General features: G+C 71.5%; 16 protein-coding genes. 8 read left to right on the top strand and 8 right to left on the bottom strand.

Annotated features, from left to right (window positions below; all coding sequences use genetic code 11):
- Window positions 1-250 precede the first annotated feature (250 nt).
- The 5 genes from ACIRJP_RS03465 to ACIRJP_RS03445 form a co-directional block, all read right to left on the bottom strand.
- Entirely contained in the window at window positions 251-3,409 is a 3,159-nt protein-coding gene (locus ACIRJP_RS03465) for an efflux RND transporter permease subunit (protein WP_404167725.1), read from the bottom strand.
- 322 nt (window positions 3,410-3,731) lie between these two features.
- A complete protein-coding gene (locus ACIRJP_RS03460) occupies window positions 3,732-4,427 on the bottom strand; it encodes a response regulator (RefSeq protein ID WP_404167723.1) in 696 nt (231 codons plus the stop codon).
- A gap of 74 nt (window positions 4,428-4,501) precedes the next feature.
- Window positions 4,502-5,731, bottom strand: a complete 1,230-nt coding sequence (locus ACIRJP_RS03455; RefSeq protein WP_404167721.1) for a sensor histidine kinase — start codon at window positions 5,729-5,731, stop codon at window positions 4,502-4,504.
- Between the two features lie 205 nt (window positions 5,732-5,936).
- On the bottom strand, window positions 5,937-6,215 hold the full coding sequence (locus ACIRJP_RS03450; protein WP_404167719.1) for a hypothetical protein: 279 nt from the start codon (window positions 6,213-6,215) through the stop codon (window positions 5,937-5,939).
- 9 nt (window positions 6,216-6,224) lie between these two features.
- Window positions 6,225-7,007 (bottom strand): PspA/IM30 family protein, encoded by a 783-nt coding sequence (locus ACIRJP_RS03445; protein ID WP_360918550.1) that lies wholly within the window; start codon window positions 7,005-7,007, stop codon window positions 6,225-6,227.
- Between the two features lie 297 nt (window positions 7,008-7,304).
- On the opposite strand from ACIRJP_RS03445, the gene ACIRJP_RS03440 reads away from it, so the two are divergent.
- The 3 genes from ACIRJP_RS03440 to ACIRJP_RS03430 all read left to right on the top strand — a co-directional run bounded on the left by ACIRJP_RS03440 (window position 7,305) and on the right by ACIRJP_RS03430 (window position 9,920).
- Window positions 7,305-7,904: a DUF3043 domain-containing protein gene (locus tag ACIRJP_RS03440; protein ID WP_404168189.1), complete on the top strand. Its 600-nt coding sequence runs from the start codon at window positions 7,305-7,307 to the stop codon at window positions 7,902-7,904.
- 113 nt (window positions 7,905-8,017) lie between these two features.
- The gene (locus ACIRJP_RS03435; RefSeq protein WP_404168187.1) at window positions 8,018-8,752 is read left to right on the top strand and encodes a class I SAM-dependent methyltransferase; all 735 of its coding nucleotides are present in this window, start codon (window positions 8,018-8,020) and stop codon (window positions 8,750-8,752) included.
- A 97-nt stretch (window positions 8,753-8,849) separates the two neighbouring features.
- Window positions 8,850-9,920: a S1C family serine protease gene (locus ACIRJP_RS03430; protein ID WP_404167717.1), complete on the top strand. Its 1,071-nt coding sequence runs from the start codon at window positions 8,850-8,852 to the stop codon at window positions 9,918-9,920.
- 215 nt (window positions 9,921-10,135) lie between these two features.
- On the opposite strand, the gene ACIRJP_RS03425 is transcribed toward ACIRJP_RS03430, so the two are convergent.
- The gene (locus tag ACIRJP_RS03425) at window positions 10,136-10,345 is read right to left on the bottom strand and encodes a hypothetical protein (RefSeq protein ID WP_072483289.1); all 210 of its coding nucleotides are present in this window, start codon (window positions 10,343-10,345) and stop codon (window positions 10,136-10,138) included.
- A 128-nt stretch (window positions 10,346-10,473) separates the two neighbouring features.
- On the opposite strand from ACIRJP_RS03425, the gene ACIRJP_RS03420 reads away from it, so the two are divergent.
- The 4 genes from ACIRJP_RS03420 to ACIRJP_RS03405 all read left to right on the top strand — a co-directional run bounded on the left by ACIRJP_RS03420 (window position 10,474) and on the right by ACIRJP_RS03405 (window position 15,586).
- Window positions 10,474-11,676, top strand: coding sequence for a bifunctional adenosylcobinamide kinase/adenosylcobinamide-phosphate guanylyltransferase (locus ACIRJP_RS03420; RefSeq protein WP_404167715.1), 1,203 nt, complete (start codon window positions 10,474-10,476; stop codon window positions 11,674-11,676).
- A gap of 139 nt (window positions 11,677-11,815) precedes the next feature.
- Window positions 11,816-12,928, top strand: coding sequence for a nicotinate-nucleotide--dimethylbenzimidazole phosphoribosyltransferase (cobT, locus tag ACIRJP_RS03415; RefSeq protein ID WP_404167713.1), 1,113 nt, complete (start codon window positions 11,816-11,818; stop codon window positions 12,926-12,928).
- Window positions 12,929-13,031: 103 nt separating this feature from the next.
- Complete coding sequence (locus ACIRJP_RS03410; protein ID WP_404167711.1) at window positions 13,032-14,834, top strand: phosphatidylglycerol lysyltransferase domain-containing protein; 1,803 nt, start codon at window positions 13,032-13,034, stop codon at window positions 14,832-14,834.
- Window positions 14,831-15,586: a hypothetical protein gene (locus ACIRJP_RS03405; RefSeq protein ID WP_404167709.1), complete on the top strand. Its 756-nt coding sequence runs from the start codon at window positions 14,831-14,833 to the stop codon at window positions 15,584-15,586. Before ACIRJP_RS03410 ends, ACIRJP_RS03405 begins: the two co-directional genes overlap by 4 nt.
- Here ACIRJP_RS03405 and ACIRJP_RS03400 read toward each other — a convergent pair.
- The gene (locus tag ACIRJP_RS03400; protein ID WP_404167707.1) at window positions 15,493-16,254 is read right to left on the bottom strand and encodes a hypothetical protein; all 762 of its coding nucleotides are present in this window, start codon (window positions 16,252-16,254) and stop codon (window positions 15,493-15,495) included. The genes ACIRJP_RS03405 and ACIRJP_RS03400 overlap by 94 nt on opposite strands.
- A gap of 88 nt (window positions 16,255-16,342) precedes the next feature.
- Here ACIRJP_RS03400 and cobS point away from each other — a divergent pair, with 88 nt between their 5' ends.
- The gene (gene cobS / locus ACIRJP_RS03395) at window positions 16,343-17,122 is read left to right on the top strand and encodes an adenosylcobinamide-GDP ribazoletransferase (RefSeq protein WP_404167705.1); all 780 of its coding nucleotides are present in this window, start codon (window positions 16,343-16,345) and stop codon (window positions 17,120-17,122) included.
- Here cobS and ACIRJP_RS03390 read toward each other — a convergent pair.
- On the bottom strand, window positions 17,119-17,958 hold the full coding sequence (locus ACIRJP_RS03390) for an endo alpha-1,4 polygalactosaminidase (RefSeq protein WP_404167703.1): 840 nt from the start codon (window positions 17,956-17,958) through the stop codon (window positions 17,119-17,121). The genes cobS and ACIRJP_RS03390 overlap by 4 nt on opposite strands.
- Window positions 17,959-18,115: the final 157 nt, after the last annotated feature.

Genomic DNA, 18,115 nt, shown 5'->3' with positions numbered 1-18,115 from the left:
TGCCGGACCCAGGTGCACTCGCGCGAACTGCTGCGCTGCCGGGAGGACCTGAACGAGGCCCAGATCGAGGAGTACGTCATGTCGCGGCAGGCGAGGCAGAGTCCTCGTCCCGGCCTCCGCCCGGAGCGGCTTCGTCGCCTCATCACGCAGGGCGCGAAAACAGCAGGACCAGCAGAAACGGCGGAGCCGGCAAAATGGCCTGTCCCACGCTCCCGCGTGGGACAGGCCATTGCGGCTTCCACCGGCCCGACTACACGCCCGACGGCTCCGCCGTGCGCGTGCCGTCCGACTCGGCGGAATCGGCCTGGGCGGGAGCGCCCGCCTTCTTCGCGCGCTTGAGCGCCTTCTTCTTCGCGCGGCGCTCCTTGCGGAGCTCGACCATCGTGTAGAGCGTCGGCACCAGGAGCAGTGTCAGCAGCGTCGAGGTGACCAGGCCGCCGATCACAACCACCGCGAGCGGCTGCGAGATGAAGCCGCCGTCGCCGGTGACGCCGAGCGCCATCGGGAGCAGTGCGAAGATCGTCGCGAGTGCGGTCATCAGGATCGGGCGGAGACGGTGGCGGCCGCCCTCGACGACCGCTTCGACGACGCCCATGCCCTGGGTCCGGTACTGGTTGATCAGGTCGATCAGCACGATCGCGTTGGTCACCACGATGCCGATCAGCATCAGCATGCCGATCATCGCCGGGACGCCCATCGGGGTGCCGGTGATCACGAGCAGGCCGAGCGCGCCGGTCGCCGCGAACGGGATGGAGACCAGCAGGATCAGCGGCTGGATCAGGGACTTGAACGTCGCCACCAGCAGCATGAAGACGATCGCGATCGCGGCCAGCATGGCCAGGCCGAGCTTCAGGAACGCGTCGTTCTGGTCCTCGGAGACACCGCCGATGGTGGCGGTGGCGCCGTCCGGGAGCTTCAGCGCGTTGATCTTCGTCTGGAGCGAGGCACTGACCGCACCGGTGTTGTCACCTGTGGGCTTGGCGGTGATCGTCGCGGCGCGCTGGCCGTCGATCCGGGTCATGGAGACCGGGCCGGGGACCAGCTCGACGTCGGCGATCTGTCCGAGCTCCACCGGGCCGAGGGGCAGGTTCTTCAGCTCGGCCATGGTGGTGGCCGGGTGGGCGGACTTGATGACGACGTCCCGCTCGGTGTCGTCCATGATCGCCTTGCCGGACGGGGTGCCGCGCACCGCTCCGGCGACGGCCGCGCCGAGCGTGGCCTGGCTGAAGCCGGCCTCGGCGGCCTTGGGCTTGGCCTTGACCGAGATCCGCGGGACGCTCTGCGCGAGGTCGCTCTGGACGTCGGTGACGTCCTTCAGCTTCGCCACCTCGGCCCGGACCTGCTCGGACGCCTTCCTCAGCACATCCGCGTCGGCGGCCTTGACCACGACGCTGAGGTCCTGGCTGCCGAAGCCGTCGCCCGCGGAGATGGTGGTGTCACCGATGCCGTCGAGCTTGCCGAGCGCGGTGTCGATGCGCTTCTGCGTGGCGTCGAAGTCGCCCGAGTCCTTCAGGGTGACCTGGTACGAGGCCTGGTTGGCGCCGGTGCCGCCGCCGAAGGCCGCCATGAAGCCGGAGGAGCCGACGGTGACCTGGTAGTCCTTGACGCCCTTGTCGTCGGTGAGGACCTTCTCGACCTTCTCGGCTGCCTCGTCGGCGGCCGCCAGGCTGGTGCCGGGGGCCAGCTCCTGCTTGATGGAGAGGACCTCCTGCTCGCCCTGGTCGAAGAAGTTGGTCTTCAGCAGCGGGGCCATGCCGAAGGTGCCGATGAAGACGACGATCGCGATGACGATGCTGGTGATGCGGCGCCGGGTGGCGAAGCGCAGTACCGGGATGTACAGCCGCTGGAGCCGGCTGCGGGCCTCCTTCTCCTCGGCCTTGCGACGGGCCTCGTCCGGGTTCTCCGTGGCGCCCTTCGGGGCGCGCAGGAACCAGTAGGACAGGACGGGGACGACGGTCAGCGAGACCAGCAGGGAGGCCAGCAGGGCCGCGGTGACCGTCAGGGAGAAGGAGCCGAAGAGCTCGCCGACCATGCCGCCGACGAGACCGATCGGCAGGAAGACGGCGACCGTGGTGAGGGTCGAGGAGGTGACCGCGCCGGCCACTTCCTTCACCGCGGCGATGATCGCCGACTGGCGCTCCTCGCCGTAGCCGAGGTGCCGCTTGATGTTCTCAAGGACCACGATCGAGTCGTCGACGACGCGGCCGATCGCGATGGTCAGCGCGCCCAGCGTGAGCATGTTGAGCGAGAGGTCACGGGTCCAGAGCACGATCAGCGCGAGGACCACGGAGAGCGGGATGGAGACCGCGGTGACCAGGGTCGAACGCAGCGAGGCGAGGAAGACCAGGATCACGATGACGGCGAAGAGCAGACCGAGCGCACCTTCGGTGGTCAGACCGGAGATCGCCTTGGAGACGGCGGGGCCCTGGTCGGAGACGACGGTCAGTTCGGCGCCGGCTCCCAGGTCCTTGCGGAGGTCGGGGAGCTTGTCCTTGACGGCGTCCGAGATGGCGACGGCGCTGCCGTCCTTGTCCATGGTGGCCATCACGGCGAGGCTCGGCTTGCCGTTGGTGCGGGTGATGGAGACCGCGGTGGACGGCTCCTGCTTCACCGTGGCGACGTCACCGACCCGGACCGGCTTGCCGGGCTTGCCCGTGGCCGGGTCCTGACCGGCGACCCGCAGATCCTTGATCTGCTTCAGGGAGGTGAAGGCGCCGCCGACCTGGACGGTGCGGCTCTTGCCCGACTCGGAGAAGGAACCGGCGGGGACGGTCGCGCCGCCGGCCTGGAGCGCCTGGGAGAGCGTCATGGCGTTCAGCCCGGCGGCGGCGAGCTTCTTGTCGTCGGGGGTGACGGAGACCTGGAGGTCCTGCACCCCGTCGACGGTGACCTGGCCGACGCCGCTGATGTCCTCCAGGGCGGGGACGACCGTGCGGTCCAGCTGGTCGGCGAGCGCCTGCTGGTCCTTGTCGGAGGTGACGGCGAGGACGACGGCCGGGATGTCGTCCGTCGAGCCGGCGATGACCTGCGGGTCGACGTCGTCGGGAAGCTGGGCGCGGGCGCGGTTCACCGCCTGCTGGATGTCGGCGACGAGCTGCTTGGTGCCCTCGCTGCCGAAGTCGAAGGACGCCATGATGACGGCGCTGCCCTCGCTGGCGGTCGAGGTGATCCCGGTGACGCCGTCGACGGCCTTGACCGAGTTCTCCAGCGGCTCGACGACCTGCTTCTCGACCACATCGGGGGACGCGCCCTGGTAGGGGGCGATGACCGACACCATCGGGAGTTCGATGGTGGGCAGCAGCTGCTGCTTGAGCTGCGGGATCGCGATCGCTCCGAATACGAGCGCGACGATCGAGATCAAACCGATCAGGGCCCGTTGCGCGAGGCTGAATCTGGACAGCCAGGACATGGGTGAGGTCTCTCTTCTGTGGCTTACGCGGCAGGTGGGCCGGCGGCTGGGGGACAGACCCGGCCCGGACCGACCGGCATATGGGAGGTGGAAGAAGGAGCGGGGTCGGGTGCGTGCAGCTGCAAGGCGGAGGATTGAGCCATGGCGGAGTCATGGTGATGGACGACAACGCCGCAGACGCTCGTGCCCAACCCCGCGACGCCGCCCCCAGGTGCCGGTCGGTCTTATACGATCGCCCACCGGCAGGGGTGAAAGCGTCGGCCCCCGGGTTGCTTTCTTATGCCGCGCATACCGCAGGTGGAGTACGCCGAATCTCCACCCCTCACTCCACTCTGGGGCGCACCAGGCCTGATTCGTAGGCAATTACCACCAATTGGGCCCGGTCCCTGGCGCCCAGCTTCGCCATCGCCCGGTTCACATGGGTCTTGACGGTGAGCGGGCTTACGACGAGCCGCTCGGCGATCTCGTCGTTGGAGTGGCCGCCCGCGACCTGGACGAGCACTTCGCGCTCGCGGCCGGTGAGCGCGGTGAGCCGATCGGAGTACTCCGCGGCGCTCGGCCCGTCGCCCTGCGAACTGTCGCCCTGGGCGAGGAAGGTGGCGATCAGCCCCTTGGTCGCGGCGGGCGAGAGCAGCGCCTCGCCGCCCGCCGCGATACGGATCGCGTTGAGCAGTTCCTCCGGTTCCGCCCCTTTGCCGAGGAAGCCGGACGCCCCGGCCCGCAGCGACTGCACCACGTACTCGTCCACCTCGAAGGTGGTGAGCATGACGACCCGTACGCCGGACAGCTCCGGATCGGCGCTGATCATCCGGGTCGCGGTGAGTCCGTCCGTACCCGGCATACGGATGTCCATCAGGACCACGTCGGCGCCGGTCGAGCGAGCCAGCTCCACGGCCTGCGCGCCGTCCGCCGCCTCGCCGACCACCTCCATGTCGGCCTCCGAGTCGACCAGCACCCGGAACGCGCTGCGCAGCAGCGCCTGGTCGTCGACGAGCAGCACCTTGATGGGTGGTGCCATGCGGTCTCCGCCCGCCGACGTGCCGCTCTCCCCCGGTGTCATGCGCTCTCCCCCGTCCGGCCCGCCGCGCCCCGTCACCCGGACTCCGCCGTGCGGGCCTCGACGGGCAGGATCGCATGGACCCGGAATCCGCCGCCGTAGCGGGGCCCGGCGGTGAGGGTGCCGCCGAGCGCGGTGACGCGTTCGCGCATGCCGAGCAGGCCGTGCCCGCCGCCGTCGCCGTCGCCGTGGCAGCCACCCCCGCCGGAGCCGTTGTCGATCACGGTGACCTCGGCCGTGTTCCCGACCCGTACGACGCTCACCTCGGCCCTGGCCCCGGGACCCGCGTGCTTGCGGACATTGGTCAGCGCTTCCTGGATGACCCGGTACGCGGCCAGGTCGACGGCCGCGGGCAGCGGGGGCCGCCGGTCGGTGCAGGCGACCTCGACGGGGAGCCCGGCCCGGCGGACGGTCTCGACCAGCTCGTCGAGGACGGCGAGCCCCGGGGCGGGTTCGGTCGGCGCCTCCGGGTCGCCGGACTGGCGCAGCAGCCCGACGGTGGCCCGCAGTTCGTCGAGCGCGGAGCGGCTGGCCTCCCGGACGTGGGCGAGTGCCTCCTTGGCCTGGTCGGGGCGCTTGTCCATGACGTGGGCGGCCACCCCGGCCTGGACGTTGACCAGGGCGATGTGGTGGGCGACGACGTCATGGAGATCCCGGGCGATGCGCAGCCGCTCCTCGGCGACCCGGCGCCGGGCCTCCTCGTCGCGGGTGCGTTCGGCCCGTTCGGCCCGCTCCCTGATCGCGTCGACGAAGGCGCGCCTGGAGCGGACGGCATCGCCCGCCGCACAGGCCATGCCGGTCCAGGCGAGGATGCCGAAGTTCTCCTGGCTGTACCAGGGCGCCGCACCGAAGAGCATCGCCGCGGCCGTCAGCACGGCCACCGTCAGCAGCCCGACCCGCCAGGTGGTGGGCCGGTCGGTGCGGGCGGCGACGGTGCACAGCGCGATGACGGTGGCCATGACCACGGGCGCGGGCGGGTCGGACTTCACCAGCTCGACGACGGTCAGCCCGGCGGTGACCGCGAGCACCGCCATGGGATTGCGCCGCCGCCAGATGAGCGCCACGGCGCCGGCCACCATCAGCAGCACGCCGCTCACCTCGGGCCGGCGGGCCCCGAAGGAGGGTCCCTCCCCCGGGCGCGGGTGGACGAACGACCCGATGATCATCGCCACCAGCACGGCCAGGGCCAGGGCGGCGTCCAGCGCGAGGGGATGGTCGCGCAGCCAGTGCCGGACGCGCAGGACACCGGTTCCGAGGGTGGTCACGTCAAGCCACGTTACGGCGTGTCGCGTGGGAACCGGGCCGGTCCCGCGTGAAAGACCAGCATGCGAAACCCGGACGCGGAAGACCGGGATGCGAATGGGCCGGACGTGACCGGATGCGAGAGGCCCGGACACGGCCGTGCCCCGGGTCCGGCGGACCGGACCCGGGGCACGGGTTCATGCGGGTGCTGGAGAGGGGCGGGCGACGTCAGCCGGGGATCAGGCCGTTGTCACGGAGCATGGCGCGCACCTCTTCGAGGGTCGCGTCGGACGACGGGAGGATCAGCTCGGACGGCTCCAGGGAGTCGTCCGGCAACGCTGTACCGAGCTCGCGCACCCTGGCCAGGAGCGCGTGGAGGGTGGCCCGGAAACCCGGTCCGTCACCGCTCTCCATCTCGGCGAGCAGTTCGTCGTCGAGCCCGTCGAGCTCGGCGAGATGACTGTCGGCCAGTGCGACCTGGCCCTCCCCCATGATCCGTACGATCATGACGCCGCCTCAACTCTTGTCGAACCTGTGCGGGGACTGCGACGACTGCTGCTGGGCGGCGTCCTGCGAGCCGCCCTCGATCGCCTGCTGCTGGGTGGAGCCGCCGGCCAGCTCGGCCTTCATGCGCTGGAGCTCCAGCTCCACATCCGTACCACCGGAGATCCGGTCCAGCTCGGCAGCGATGTCGTCCTTCGCCGTGCCGGTCGGGTCGTCCAGGGCGCCGGAGGCGAGCAGCTCGTCGATCGCGCCGGCGCGGGCCTGCATCTGCTGGGTCTTGTCCTCGGCCCGCTGGATCGCGAGGCCGACGTCGCCCATCTCCTCGGAGATCCCGGAGAAGGCCTCGCCGATCCTGGTCTGCGCCTGGGCGGCGGTGTAGGTGGCCTTGATGGTCTCCTTCTTGGTGCGGAAGGCATCGACCTTGGCCTGCAGCCGCTGCGCCGCGAGGGTGAGCTTCTCCTCCTCGCCCTGCAGCGTGGTGTGCTGCGTCTCCAGGTCGGTGACCTGCTGCTGGAGTGCGGCGCGCCGGGACAGCGCTTCGCGGGCCAGGTCCTCGCGGCCGAGCGCGAGCGCCTTGCGGCCCTGGTCCTCCAGCTTGGACGACTGTCCCTGCAGCTGGTTCAGCTGCAGCTCCAGCCGCTTGCGCGAGGTCGCCACGTCGGCGACACCGCGACGTACCTTCTGAAGCAGTTCGAGCTGCTTCTGGTACGAGTAATCGAGGGTCTCGCGCGGATCCTCGGCCCGGTCAAGGGCCTTGTTTGCCTTCGCGCGGAAGATCATCCCCATACGCTTCATGACACCGCTCATGGGCTTCGCGCGCCCCCTTCTGACGGACTGAGCTCCAGCACTCCAACAGAACCCACAGTACGGGCCCTGCCTCTATTACCGCACTGTTCGAGCAAGGATGGGCTCCTACCCAAGGACGACTGCACCGGGTCATCACTCCGGCCCAAGGAGTAGGCGTAGGTCAGGGGGACCCGGTCCCGTCATCCGTGCCGGAGACACCGGTACACCTGCGAGGACGCGGGCCGTTGCCGGATCGTTCCCGACCGGCCTGGGGTCGTGGCGATCGACCCCGTACCCTTGGGCCTTGTGTTCCGTAGCCGTTCGAAGGAAGAGAAGGCGCCCACCGGCAAGGTGACGGCGGACCTCTCCAAGCAGCCCCGCGACCCGCAGGCCCCCAAAGGTCGCCCCACCCCCAGGCGCAGCGATGCCCAGTCGCAGCGCCGTCGCGCCTCCAGTGGCGCGCCTCTCGACCGCAAGGAGGCCATGAAGCGGCAGCGCGAAGCACGCCGTGTGGACATGGCCAAGCAGCGCGAGGCGCTCGCCAGTGGCGACGAGCGCTATCTGCCGGCTCGCGACAAGGGCCCGGTGCGGCGCTTCGTCCGCGACTACGTGGACTCGCGTTTCTGCGTCGCGGAGTTCTTCCTGCCGCTCGCCGTGATCATCCTGATCCTCAGCGTGATCCAGGTGCAGAACATCCAGAACATCTCGCTGCTGCTCTGGCTCATCGTGATCGTGCTGATCGTGATCGACTCGATCGGCCTCTCGTTCCGCCTGAAGAAGCAGCTGAACCAGCGCTTCCCCGATACGCCCAAGCGCGGCGCGGTCGCCTACGGCCTGATGCGCACGCTTCAGATGCGACGCCTCCGGCTGCCCAAGCCGCAGGTCAAGCGGGGAGAGCGGCCCTGAACACGCCCATCTCCGGCTCGGCCGGCGGTCCGTCCGCCGGCCGGCCGGACGATGTCGTTCCGGTCACCGGGTTCACCGGAGCCTCCTCGGTGTGGCTGAAGGGGCTCGGCGGGCTGCGCAACACCGTCCGCCAGGAGCTCGTGGCCCGGCAGCTCGACGAACAGATCGCGGCACGCTTCCCGGTCGGGCAGCGGCTGCGCGTGCTGGACGTCGGCATGGGCCAGGGCACCCAGGCGCTGCGCCTGGCGCGGGCCGGTCATACGGTGACCGGCCTGGAGTCGGACGCGGAGATGCTGCGGGTGGCCAGGGAGGCGCTCGGCAGCGAACCCGCGGGCATCCGCGAGCGGGTCCGGCTGATCGAGGGCAACGGCCTGGACACCGGGGTGCACTTCCTGCCCGGCAGCTTCGACGTGGTGCTCTGCCACGGCGTGCTGATGTATGTCCGGGATCCGGACGCGATGCTGGCGGGCCTGGCCCGGATGCTCGCCCCGGGCGGGCTGCTGTCGCTGCTCGTACGGAACGCGGACGCCCTGGCGATGCGCACCGGGACCGCCGGGGACTGGGACGCGGCACTGGCCGCCTTCGACACGGACACGTACACCAACCGGCTGGGCCTCACGGTACGGGCCGACCGGCTGGACGCCCTGACGTCCACCCTCGCCGGGATCGCTGCGCCCCTGCACGCCTGGTACGGGGTGCGCGTCTTCACCGACAACGTGAGCAACGACGTGGAGCTGCCGGCCGCGGCAGAGCTGGAGCAGGTGCTCGCCGCGGAGGACCGGGCCGGGCGGACGGATCCGTACCGCCGGGTGGCCGCGCTGCTGCACCTGTGCGGCGTCCGGGGCTGAGCGGACACGGCGGCACGTCGCCGGGGCTGCCCGGCGACGTGACCCGACCGGCCGAACTCAAGAGGCCGCCAAAAGGGCCAAAAGCAACAATCGGGGCATGGATATATTCCACTCCCGCGTTCGCCGGCTGCTGCTGCCCCTGGCCGCCGGAGTCTGTGCGATCGCCCTGGTGAGCGGCTGCTCGGACGCGGCCTCCGAATCACCCAGGACCGAACCCAGCGATCCGGCCTCCGCGACCCGGACCGCAAGCGATCTGCAGAGCGACTACCAGGCAGTGATCAAGACCGTGCTGCCGTCGGTGGTGCAGATCCAGACCTCCGAGGGCCTGGGCTCCGGCATCGTCTACGACACCAAGGGCCATATCGTCACCAACGCCCATGTGGTCGGCAACGACAGGACGTTCAAGGTCACCGTCGCGACCGGCGAGAAGGTGCTGAAGGCCGCGCTGGTGGCCTCCTACCCGGATCAGGATCTGGCCGTCATCAAGCTCGACAGCGTGCCGGACGGGCTGAAGCCCGCCAAGTTCGGCAACTCGGAGAAGGTCGAGGTGGGGCAGATCGTTCTGGCGATGGGCTCGCCGCTCGGTCTGTCCTCCAGCGTCACCCAGGGCATCGTCTCGGCGCTCGGCCGCACCGTCAGCGAGAGCCGCACGGGCGGCGGCACCGGCGCGACGATCGCGAACATGGTGCAGACCTCGGCTGCGATCAACCCGGGCAACAGCGGGGGTGCGCTGGTCAATCTGAACAGTGAGGTGATCGGCATCCCGACCCTGGCGGCGACCGACCCTGAACTGGGCGGCAGCGCGGCGCCGGGGATCGGGTTCGCGATCCCCGTGTCGATGGTGAAGACGGTCGCCGATCAGATCATCAAGAGCGGCAAGGTCACCGACTCGGGCCGGGCGGCCCTGAACATCACCGGCCGTACGGTAGTCGACGACAACTACAACCCGGCCGGGGTGGCGCTGGCGAGCGTGACGAAGGACGGCTCCGCGGACAAGGCCGGGCTGCGGCCCGGCGACATCATCACCAGGATCGACGACCAGCCGGTCACGACGATCACCACCCTGTCGGAGGCGCTGGCCTCGGACAAGCCGGGCCAGAAGGTCACGGTGACCTATCTGCGCGACGGGGCGGAGAAGACGGCGAAGGTCACCCTGGGCGAGATCTAGGGCCACTCGTCCGGATCATGCCGGGCTCGCGTGCCCCGGTGCCGCGCCTCGCCGCGTTGTCGTCGGTCGCCGACGCTCCTTTCCCGAGCTGTCGGCTCCGCCTCGCGATGCACGGCACCGGCCCCCGGTCCCTGATTCGAACGAAGGACCCTGGAACTCCCGCGCGCGAGGAGACGGGGAACCCGGGATCGTCTCTCCTCGCGCGCGGAGGCGGATCAGCCCTGGTCCGCCTGGAGGCTCATGGGGCCGTAGATCTTCGTCGAGTCGTCGAAGAGCGTCACCTGGTCCGCCCCGCCGTCGAGGAGTTCCTTCCAGTACTCACCGATCCAGGATTCCGCGTCGCCCTGGGTGGTGAATTCCTCCGGCTGCAGGGCCGGCTCCGTCTCCGTACCGTCGGACTTCTCGAACCGCCACGTCCACGCCATGTCCGCCTCCTGGGTCGCTTTGCTGCCCCGCAGCCTAGTGCCTGCGTCCGGTGCGGGGACCGGCTCCGCACCTGTCCGGACGCACCCAGGTCGCGCACCGGTCGCACGGACACGGGAGGATCGAAGGCGTGGAACTGACTCTGCTCGGCACCGGAGCCCCCGATGGGCTGCCGCGGCCCGAATGCCCCTGCGCCGCCTGCGCCGTCGCCCACGGGGCGCGCTCGCGGGCCGCGACCGCGCTGCTGGTCGACGACGCGCTGCTGCTCGACCTCACTCCGGGGGCCGTGTTCGCCGCGGCCCGTGCGGGGCACTCGCTCACCGGGGTGCGGCAGGTGCTGCTCACCCATCCGCACGACGGGCCCGCCGTGGAACTGCCCGCGGGGCTGCCCCCGGCGGGGCGGGTGCCGGACGGGCGGGAGCTGACGCTGATCAGCGGGCACCGGGTGCGGGCGGTGCCCATGGACGCGCCGGGGACCGGGTACGAGGTCACCGGACCGGCGGGAGCGCGGCTGCTGTACATGCCGCCGGGGGCCGCGCCCGCCGGTCTCACGGACCGGGTCGCGGAGCCGTACGACATGGTGGTCGGCGATGTGGTGGGGCGGCCGGACGCGGTGGCGCGGCTGCGGGCCGTGGCGGCGATCGGCCCGGCCACCGAGATCGTGGCCGTCCATCTGGACCATGACGCGCCGCCCGGTGCCGAGCTGGACCGGCGGCTCGCGGCGGCCGGCGCGCGGGCGGCGGTGGACGGGACGACTCTGCTGGTGGGCGAGTACCGCACGGCCCCGGCGGTGCCCCGGCGCACGCTGGTGACGGGAGGGGCCAGGTCGGGAAAGTCGGTGGAGGCCGAACGGCGCCTGGAGACGTTTCCCGAGGTGGTGTACGTGGCGACCGGCGGCGGCCGCGAAGGCGACGCGGAGTGGGCGGCCCGGATCGGTCTGCACCGGGAGCGGCGGCCGGCCGCCTGGCGCACCGAGGAGACCTGTGAGCTGGTGGCGCTGCTGGAGTCGGACGGGCCGCCGCTGCTGATCGACTGCCTGTCGCTGTGGCTGACCGACGCGATGGACCGGGTGGACGCCTGGGACGACGCGGCGTGGGCGGAGTCCGGCGAGGGCGCCCTGCGGGAGCGGACCGCCGAGCTGGTCGCGGCGGTGCGGGGAACGCGTCGTACGGTCGTCGCCGTCACCAACGAGACCGGCTCGGGCGTGGTGCCCGCGACGGCCGCCGGGCGGCGCTTCCGGGACGAGCTGGGCCGGCTGAACGCCGCGTTCGCCGACGAGTGCGAGCAGGTGCTGCTGGTGGTTGCCGGTCAGGCGCTGGTCCTGCGGGGCTGACCGGGCGCCCGCGCCCGCGGTCCGGGGGAAGTGCATCGCGCCGAGCGGGCGCCGGAAATGCGGCGGGTACTGTTCCGCAGTGAGCCCGCCGCCGGGCTCACCGGCCCACTCGACGCATCGACCCGCGAGGCAGATCCCCGTGAATCTGGACGACTTCTCCGACCTGATCGAACGCCCCGACGGCGGCGTACGGCGCGATGCCGAGGAACGCCGGGAACGCATGGCCGTTCCCGCCGGCGCCCTCGGCCGCCTGGACGAGCTGGGCGAATGGCTCTCGGCCGCGCAGCAGTCCGTACCGGTCAGGGCGATCGAGCAGCCGCGCGTGGTGCTCTTCGCCGGTGATCACGGGGTTGCCGAACTGGGTGTCTCCGGGCGCACGGCCAAGACCGCGCACGAGCTGGTGCGGGCCACGCTGGACGGCGCGACGCCGCTCGCGGTGCTGGCCCGGCAGTTCTCCGTACCGGTACGGATCGTCGACGCCGGCCTGGACTGCGATCCGGAGCTGCTGCCGGAGTCGGTGGTACGTCATCGGGTGCGGCGCGGCAGCGGCCGGATCGACATCGAGGACGCGCTGACGGCCGAGGAGGCCGAACAGGCGGTACGGCTCGGCATGGCGATCGCCGACGAGGAGGCCGACTCGGGCACCGATCTGGTGGTGCTCGGCGACCTGAGCGTGGGCGGGACGACGGCCGCGGCCACGCTGGTCGCGGCGCTGTGCGGTACGGACGCCTCGGTGGTGACCGGGCGCGGCGGCACGGGCATCGACGATCTGGCGTGGATGCGCAAGTGTGCGGCGATCCGGGACTCGCTGCGGCGGGCCCGGCCGGTCCTCGGTGACCAGATGGAGCTGCTGGCCACGGTGGGCGGCGCGGATCTGGCGGCGATGACCGGGTTCCTGCTGCAGTGCGCGGTGCGCAGGCTGCCGGTGATCCTGGACGGCGTGGTCTCCGCGGCCTGTGCGCTGGTGGGGCAGCGGGCCGCCTTCCGGGCGCCGGACTGGTGGCTGGCGGGTCAGGCGAGCGGCGAGCCGGCCCAGGCCAAGGCCCTGGACCGGATGGCGCTCAACCCCTTGCTGGACCACGGCGTCATCGTGGGGGAAGGAAGCGGGGCATTGCTCGCACTCCCGCTGGTCCGGGCGGCGGCCGCACTCGCGGCCGAACTGCCCGAACGCGAACTCGTCGCCGAGGAGGAGAACGACGGCGCCGAAGAGGGAGCCGGGACAGGCGCCGCCGCGTACGGCGACGCGACCTGAGACCGGCCGGTCCCGGGCTCACGGGCCGGCGGTGCTGCGGCCGTTGAACACCGGCCGCAGCGCAGCCCCTCATGCAGTGCGATGCACCATATGATCGCTTTTCATGGGAGAGGTCCGATTGGCCACCGACGATTGCGGGCGGGGCTCCGTCCGGGCACCGAGCACCGTCCGGTCGCGGCGCGGCGCGGCGTTCGCCATCTGGTACCTGCGCGTCGTGTCGTTCATCAATTTCCTGAGCGCCGTCTGGGTCACTCTCGGCAACGATCTGCGCCGCCACAACACGGCGAACTACTTCACCCCCTACCTGCTCACCGCGGGCTTCTCCTCCGGGGTCGTCGCCCTCTTCCTGGCGGTCACCATGCGCCGCCGAAAGCGGGCCGCCTGGATCGTGAACATCGTGGTGAGCGGGCTGCTGCTGCTCCTCTTCGCCCTGGTGATCGCCTCCCCGGAGATGCGGCGGTATCCGCAGAACTGGATCTCGCTGGCGCTGACCGCCGCCTTCGTCCTGGCGCTGGTACTGGGGCGGCGCGAGTTCTACGCGAAGGGCGACCGGTCCAACCCGAAGCTGGCGGCCGTCGTCGCGGTCGGCGGGCTGCTGGTCACCTCGCTGATCGCCGCGGGCCTGGTCACCCTCACCAACACCGCGACCGACGACTACCGCGCGACCTTCCTGGACCGCTGGCGCTACGGGGCGCTGAGGCTGGTCTCCGTCGCCGACAACGACGCCGCCTTCCCCGGGATCACCACCCCCGGCTGGGTCGACGTCTCCATCAACGTGCTCTCCACGCTGCTGCTGATCGCCGTCGTGTACGCGGCGTTCCGGTCCCGCCGGGCCGTCGACCCGATCACCCCCGAGGACGAGGCCCGGCTCCGGGCGCTGCTGGAGAAGCACGGCGACCGCGACTCGCTCGGTTACTTCTCGCTGCGCCGGGAGAAGAGCGTCATCTGGTCCCCGACCGGGAAGGCCGCCGTCGCCTACCGGGTGGTGGGCGGGGTCTCGCTCGCCTCCGGTGACCCCATCGGTGACCCGGAGGCCTGGCCGGGGGCGATCGGGCCGTGGCTGGCCGAGGCCCGCGAGCACGGCTGGATCCCGGCGGTGATGGGAGCGAGCGAGGAGGGCGGCACCGTCTACTCGCGGCACGGCCTGGACGCCCTGGAGCTGGGCGACGAAGCGATCGTGGAGACCTCCGAGTTCACCCTCGAAGGGCGGGCGATGCGGACCGTCCGCCAGGCGTACAACCGGATCAGGCGCGCCGGGTACGAGGTGACCGTCCGCCGCCACGCGGACATCCCCGAGGCCGAGATGGCCGAACTGGTGCGTCGCGCCGACGACTGGCGCGACGGGGCGACCGAACGCGGCTTCTCGATGGCGCTGGGCCGGCTCGGCGATCCGGCCGACGGCCGGTGCGTGATGCTCGAATGCCGCAACGCCCCCACCGAGGAGGGCGCGCCGGGCGAGTTGCGTGCCGTACTGAGCTTCGTGCCCTGGGGGCCGAACGGCCTCTCGCTGGACCTGATGCGCCGTGACCGGGACGCCGAGAACGGGCTGATGGAGTTCATGGTCATCGAACTCCTCCAGCGCGCCCAGGAGATCGGGATCACGCAGGTCTCACTGAACTTCGCGATGTTCAGGTCCGTCTTCGAGCGCGGTTCGCGGCTCGGCGCCGGACCGGTGCTCAGGCTCTGGCGCTCGATGCTCAGCTTCTTCTCGCGCTGGTGGCAGATCGAGTCGCTGTACCGCGCCAACGCCAAGTACCGGCCGATCTGGGAGCCACGCTTCATGCTGTTCGAGAAGAGTTCGGATCTGCTGCGCATCGGCGTCGCGGCGGGCCGTGCCGAAGGCTTCCTGGAGGCGCCCGGCCTGCCCAAGTGGCTGCACCGCTCGCACCTGGGGAACGACGGATGAGACCCGTGCGTGCGCTGCGCCGGGCAGCCCGCCGCGAGTGGGGTCCGCTGCTGACGACCGTACGCGCGGCGCTCACGGCCCGCCGGCTGCGGGCGGCCGGGATGACGGTCGCCGCGGTCTGCCTGACGGCGCTGCTCCATGCGTTGCAGAACCGCTCGTGGGGGTTCGGGGTGGTCCACTCCCTCGGGGCGGTGCGGGCCGAGGACCCGTTGTGGGCGTCGCTGCTGCGTACGCCGTTGTCGCTGTTCGTACCGGCGCTGGATCTGCCGGTCTGGGGGGCGCTGGTGCAGATCCTGCTGGTGTTCGGCGCCGCCGAGATCTGCCTGGGCCGGTGGCGCACGCTGCTGATCGCGTACGTGGCGACGCTGACCGGGACGCTGTACGCGCGGATCGGCGTCGCCCTCGGCCCGGACAGGCTGTTCGGGCTGCCGGCCTCGGACGCCCAGGTCGTCGACACCGGCCCGTCGGCGGCGGTCGTGGGCCTCGCCGTCTATCTCTGCTACGTCCACCGGGCCCCCTTCACCGGGGCGCTGGTGATCGCGGCGATGGTGGCCGAGGTGGTGCTGAAGAACAATCTGGCGGGCAAGGAGCACCTGGTGGCGATCGCCGCGGTCCTTCTGATGTGCGTCCGCGCGCCCCGCCGCGAGCGGGCCCGGAATCAGGGCTTGCGTCCGGGGAGCGGCACCTTGTCCGGTGCGCCGCCGATCAGATCCTCGAACCTGCGCCGAGGCCCCACCCAGCGCACGTCGTGATGGTAGGCGCGCAGCACCGAGCGGGCGCGGGCCCGGTGGCGGTTTCGGTAGAAGCGCCTGGCCCACATCGAGGTCGGCCGGGCCAGCCGGATCGCGCCGATCAGCGCGACGAACGGGACGAGCGTGCCGACGACCGCGAGCCGCGCCTTGCCCTTGAAGAGCGCGATCAGCACGAAGCAGAAGTTGACGATCAGGGTCAGGACGACGCCGAGCCGGCCCTGCTGCTCGTCGCTGCTCAGCTCGTTCACGCCGAGCGGTGAGAACCCGCCCAGCACCAGCAGCACCAGCGCCGCGGTGAGGACCACCACCTCCACGCTCCGGCGGCCCTCCTCGGTCCAGTACACGTCGTCGAGGTAGAGGATCAGCGCGAACTCGTCCAGCACCAGTCCCGCGCCCGCGCCGAAGACCACGGCGCAGATCGCCGCGGTGACGCCCTCCCGCCCGCTGGCGACCGCGCCGAAGCCACCGACGACGCTCAGCACCACCCCGGGGACCACGTGGTGGATGTGCATCCCGCCGGGAGTGACGTTGCGGAACGGGCCCTTCCCAGCCCGGATCATCCGGGTGATGAACCGGGTGATCGCGAAGGTGAGCACGAAGGAGGCCAGGGCGAGGAGCAGCGGCAGCTTCCCCGGCTCGACGATGTTCTGCTCGAACCAGTGACCCATGCCATCCACTCCCGATAAGACACTTCTGTCATGGTCTGTCGCGTTACGGGCAATCTATCGGCCGGGCGCACCGATTAGCCTGCGCGCCGTGACCTCCCTGAACAGCCACGGCGTCCGCTTCGCCTTCGGCACCCTGACCGTGCTCCCCGTCCGCGTCACCCGTTGGGACCGGGAGGCCGCCCGCGCCGGGATGCTGTGCGCGCCGCTGGCCGGCGTCGTCGTCGGGCTGCTCGCGGCTGCGGCCGGCGGCCTGTTGCTGCTGCTCGGCTCGGGACCGCTGCTCGCCGCGGTCGCCTCGGCCGCCGTTCCCGCCGCGCTGACCCGGGGTCTGCATCTGGACGGGCTCGCTGACACCGCCGACGGCCTGGGCAGCGGCAAGCCCGCCGACGACGCCCTGCGGATCATGAAGCAGTCGGACATCGGTCCGTTCGGTGTGATCACCTTGCTGTTCGTGCTGCTGGCCCAGGTCGCGGCGCTGTACGAGCTGTACGGGCGGGGCTGGGCGTACGGCGCGGTGGCGGCGGCGGTCGCCGCGGTCACCGCCCGGCTCGCGCTCACCCTGGCCTCCCGCCGGGGTGTGCCGCCGGCCCGTCCGGAGGGGCTGGGTGCGGCAGTGGCGGGCACGGTCACGGGGCGGGACGCGGTGGCGGTCGGGGCCGTGGTGGCCGCTGGCTGCGCGGGTGCCGGTGCGCTGCTCGGCGGGTACGGGGCGCTGCACCACGCGCTCGCCGCGGTGGCCGCGCTCGGCGTCGCCCAGCTCCTGCTGCGGCACTGCGTGCGGCGCTTCGACGGGGTGACCGGCGACGTGTTCGGCGCGCTGGCGGAGACGGCGGCGACGGCGGCCCTGGTGGTCCTGACGTTCGGTTAGCCGTTCTGCGCGCGGTCCTTCGGGCACTCCTGGCGCCACACGCCGAGTTCGTACTTCTTCAGCAGCGAGCTGAGCCCCAGCCGCCGCGAACCGGCGCAGAACCGGGTGAGGGGCAGCTCGTACTCGACGTGGAGGACGGCCTTGCCCGCCTTCACGAACGGGGTGAGCTTCTCGCACTCCTCGTACTGTGCGCACTGCTCGTTGACCGCGAAGTCGAAGTCCGGCTCCAGCTCCGGGATCTGCCCGAGGTCGTTCTTCAGGCCGACGGCGAGCCCGTGGCGGTGGGCGATCCGGGCGATCAGCCGGTTGTAGCGCAACTGGTCGGCGGCGGTCAGCGGGAAGCCGGTGCGGTTGCGGTAGCCGTCCATGTTGTCGGGCTCCACCGCGTCGAACCCCTTCTCGGCGCACATCTGGATCCGCCGCTCCATCAGCGGCTCCAGGATGTCCGTGCGGCGGATGTCGAGCCAGTACTCCCCCTCCCAGCCGTTGCCCCTGCCGCGTACCGAGGCGGGGAACTTCCCGGCGTCCGGACGGAAGTCCTCCCAGGCTCCGGTGGAGAGGTAGCAGATCACCTTGCGGCCCCGGCGGTGCAGATCGGCCACCGCCGATGCCTTGTGGTCGAAGCCGTCGATGTCGTACACCGGGACGTCCACCGTCGGATCCAGCCGTCCGGAGAGCTGCCACTGCCAGCCGGTGCCGGGCTCCGGCCGCCAGAGGTCCTTCCCGGCGGGCTCGGGCGCCGAAGTACAGCCGGCCAGCAGGGCCAGCAGAATCAGTACGGCGACGGGCAGTGCCCGGCTCCCTCCCGTCACGCGTGCGACCCCACGGGCGCGCATGGTTCTCCTCCCGCGGGTCCGGCACCTCCAACGACCCTATGTCCACCGCCGTTTCCGGCCGCACGGACCCCGGCCCGGATGCCCGGGGCCGGAGCCGTGGCTCCACAACGAGCCATCCACGGCCCGCCGCCGTGTTCCGGCACCAAGGGCGCGCGTA

The sequence above is a fragment of the Streptomyces sp. NPDC102437 genome (assembly GCF_044765565.1).
In the GTDB taxonomy this organism is placed as follows: domain Bacteria; phylum Actinomycetota; class Actinomycetes; order Streptomycetales; family Streptomycetaceae; genus Streptomyces.
The sequence above is the reverse complement of the archived record's forward strand: the minus strand, read 5'-3'. Positions and strand labels throughout refer to the sequence as shown.

What these genes read in the sequence shown, in the direction of transcription:
- ACIRJP_RS03465 (WP_404167725.1), bottom strand. Translation starts at nt 3,409, where the DNA reads ATGTCCTGGCTGTCCAGATTCAGCCTCGCGCAACGGGCCCTGATCGGT.
- ACIRJP_RS03460 (WP_404167723.1), bottom strand. Translation starts at nt 4,427, where the DNA reads ATGGCACCACCCATCAAGGTGCTGCTCGTCGACGACCAGGCGCTGCTG.
- ACIRJP_RS03450 (WP_404167719.1), bottom strand. Translation starts at nt 6,215, where the DNA reads ATGATCGTACGGATCATGGGGGAGGGCCAGGTCGCACTGGCCGACAGT.
- ACIRJP_RS03445 (WP_360918550.1), bottom strand. Translation starts at nt 7,007, where the DNA reads ATGAAGCGTATGGGGATGATCTTCCGCGCGAAGGCAAACAAGGCCCTT.
- ACIRJP_RS03430 (WP_404167717.1), top strand. Translation starts at nt 8,850, where the DNA reads ATGGATATATTCCACTCCCGCGTTCGCCGGCTGCTGCTGCCCCTGGCC.
- ACIRJP_RS03425 (WP_072483289.1), bottom strand. Translation starts at nt 10,345, where the DNA reads ATGGCGTGGACGTGGCGGTTCGAGAAGTCCGACGGTACGGAGACGGAG.
- ACIRJP_RS03410 (WP_404167711.1), top strand. Translation starts at nt 13,032, where the DNA reads ATGGGAGAGGTCCGATTGGCCACCGACGATTGCGGGCGGGGCTCCGTC.
- ACIRJP_RS03405 (WP_404167709.1), top strand. Translation starts at nt 14,831, where the DNA reads ATGAGACCCGTGCGTGCGCTGCGCCGGGCAGCCCGCCGCGAGTGGGGT.
- ACIRJP_RS03400 (WP_404167707.1), bottom strand. Translation starts at nt 16,254, where the DNA reads ATGGGTCACTGGTTCGAGCAGAACATCGTCGAGCCGGGGAAGCTGCCG.
- ACIRJP_RS03390 (WP_404167703.1), bottom strand. Translation starts at nt 17,958, where the DNA reads ATGCGCGCCCGTGGGGTCGCACGCGTGACGGGAGGGAGCCGGGCACTG.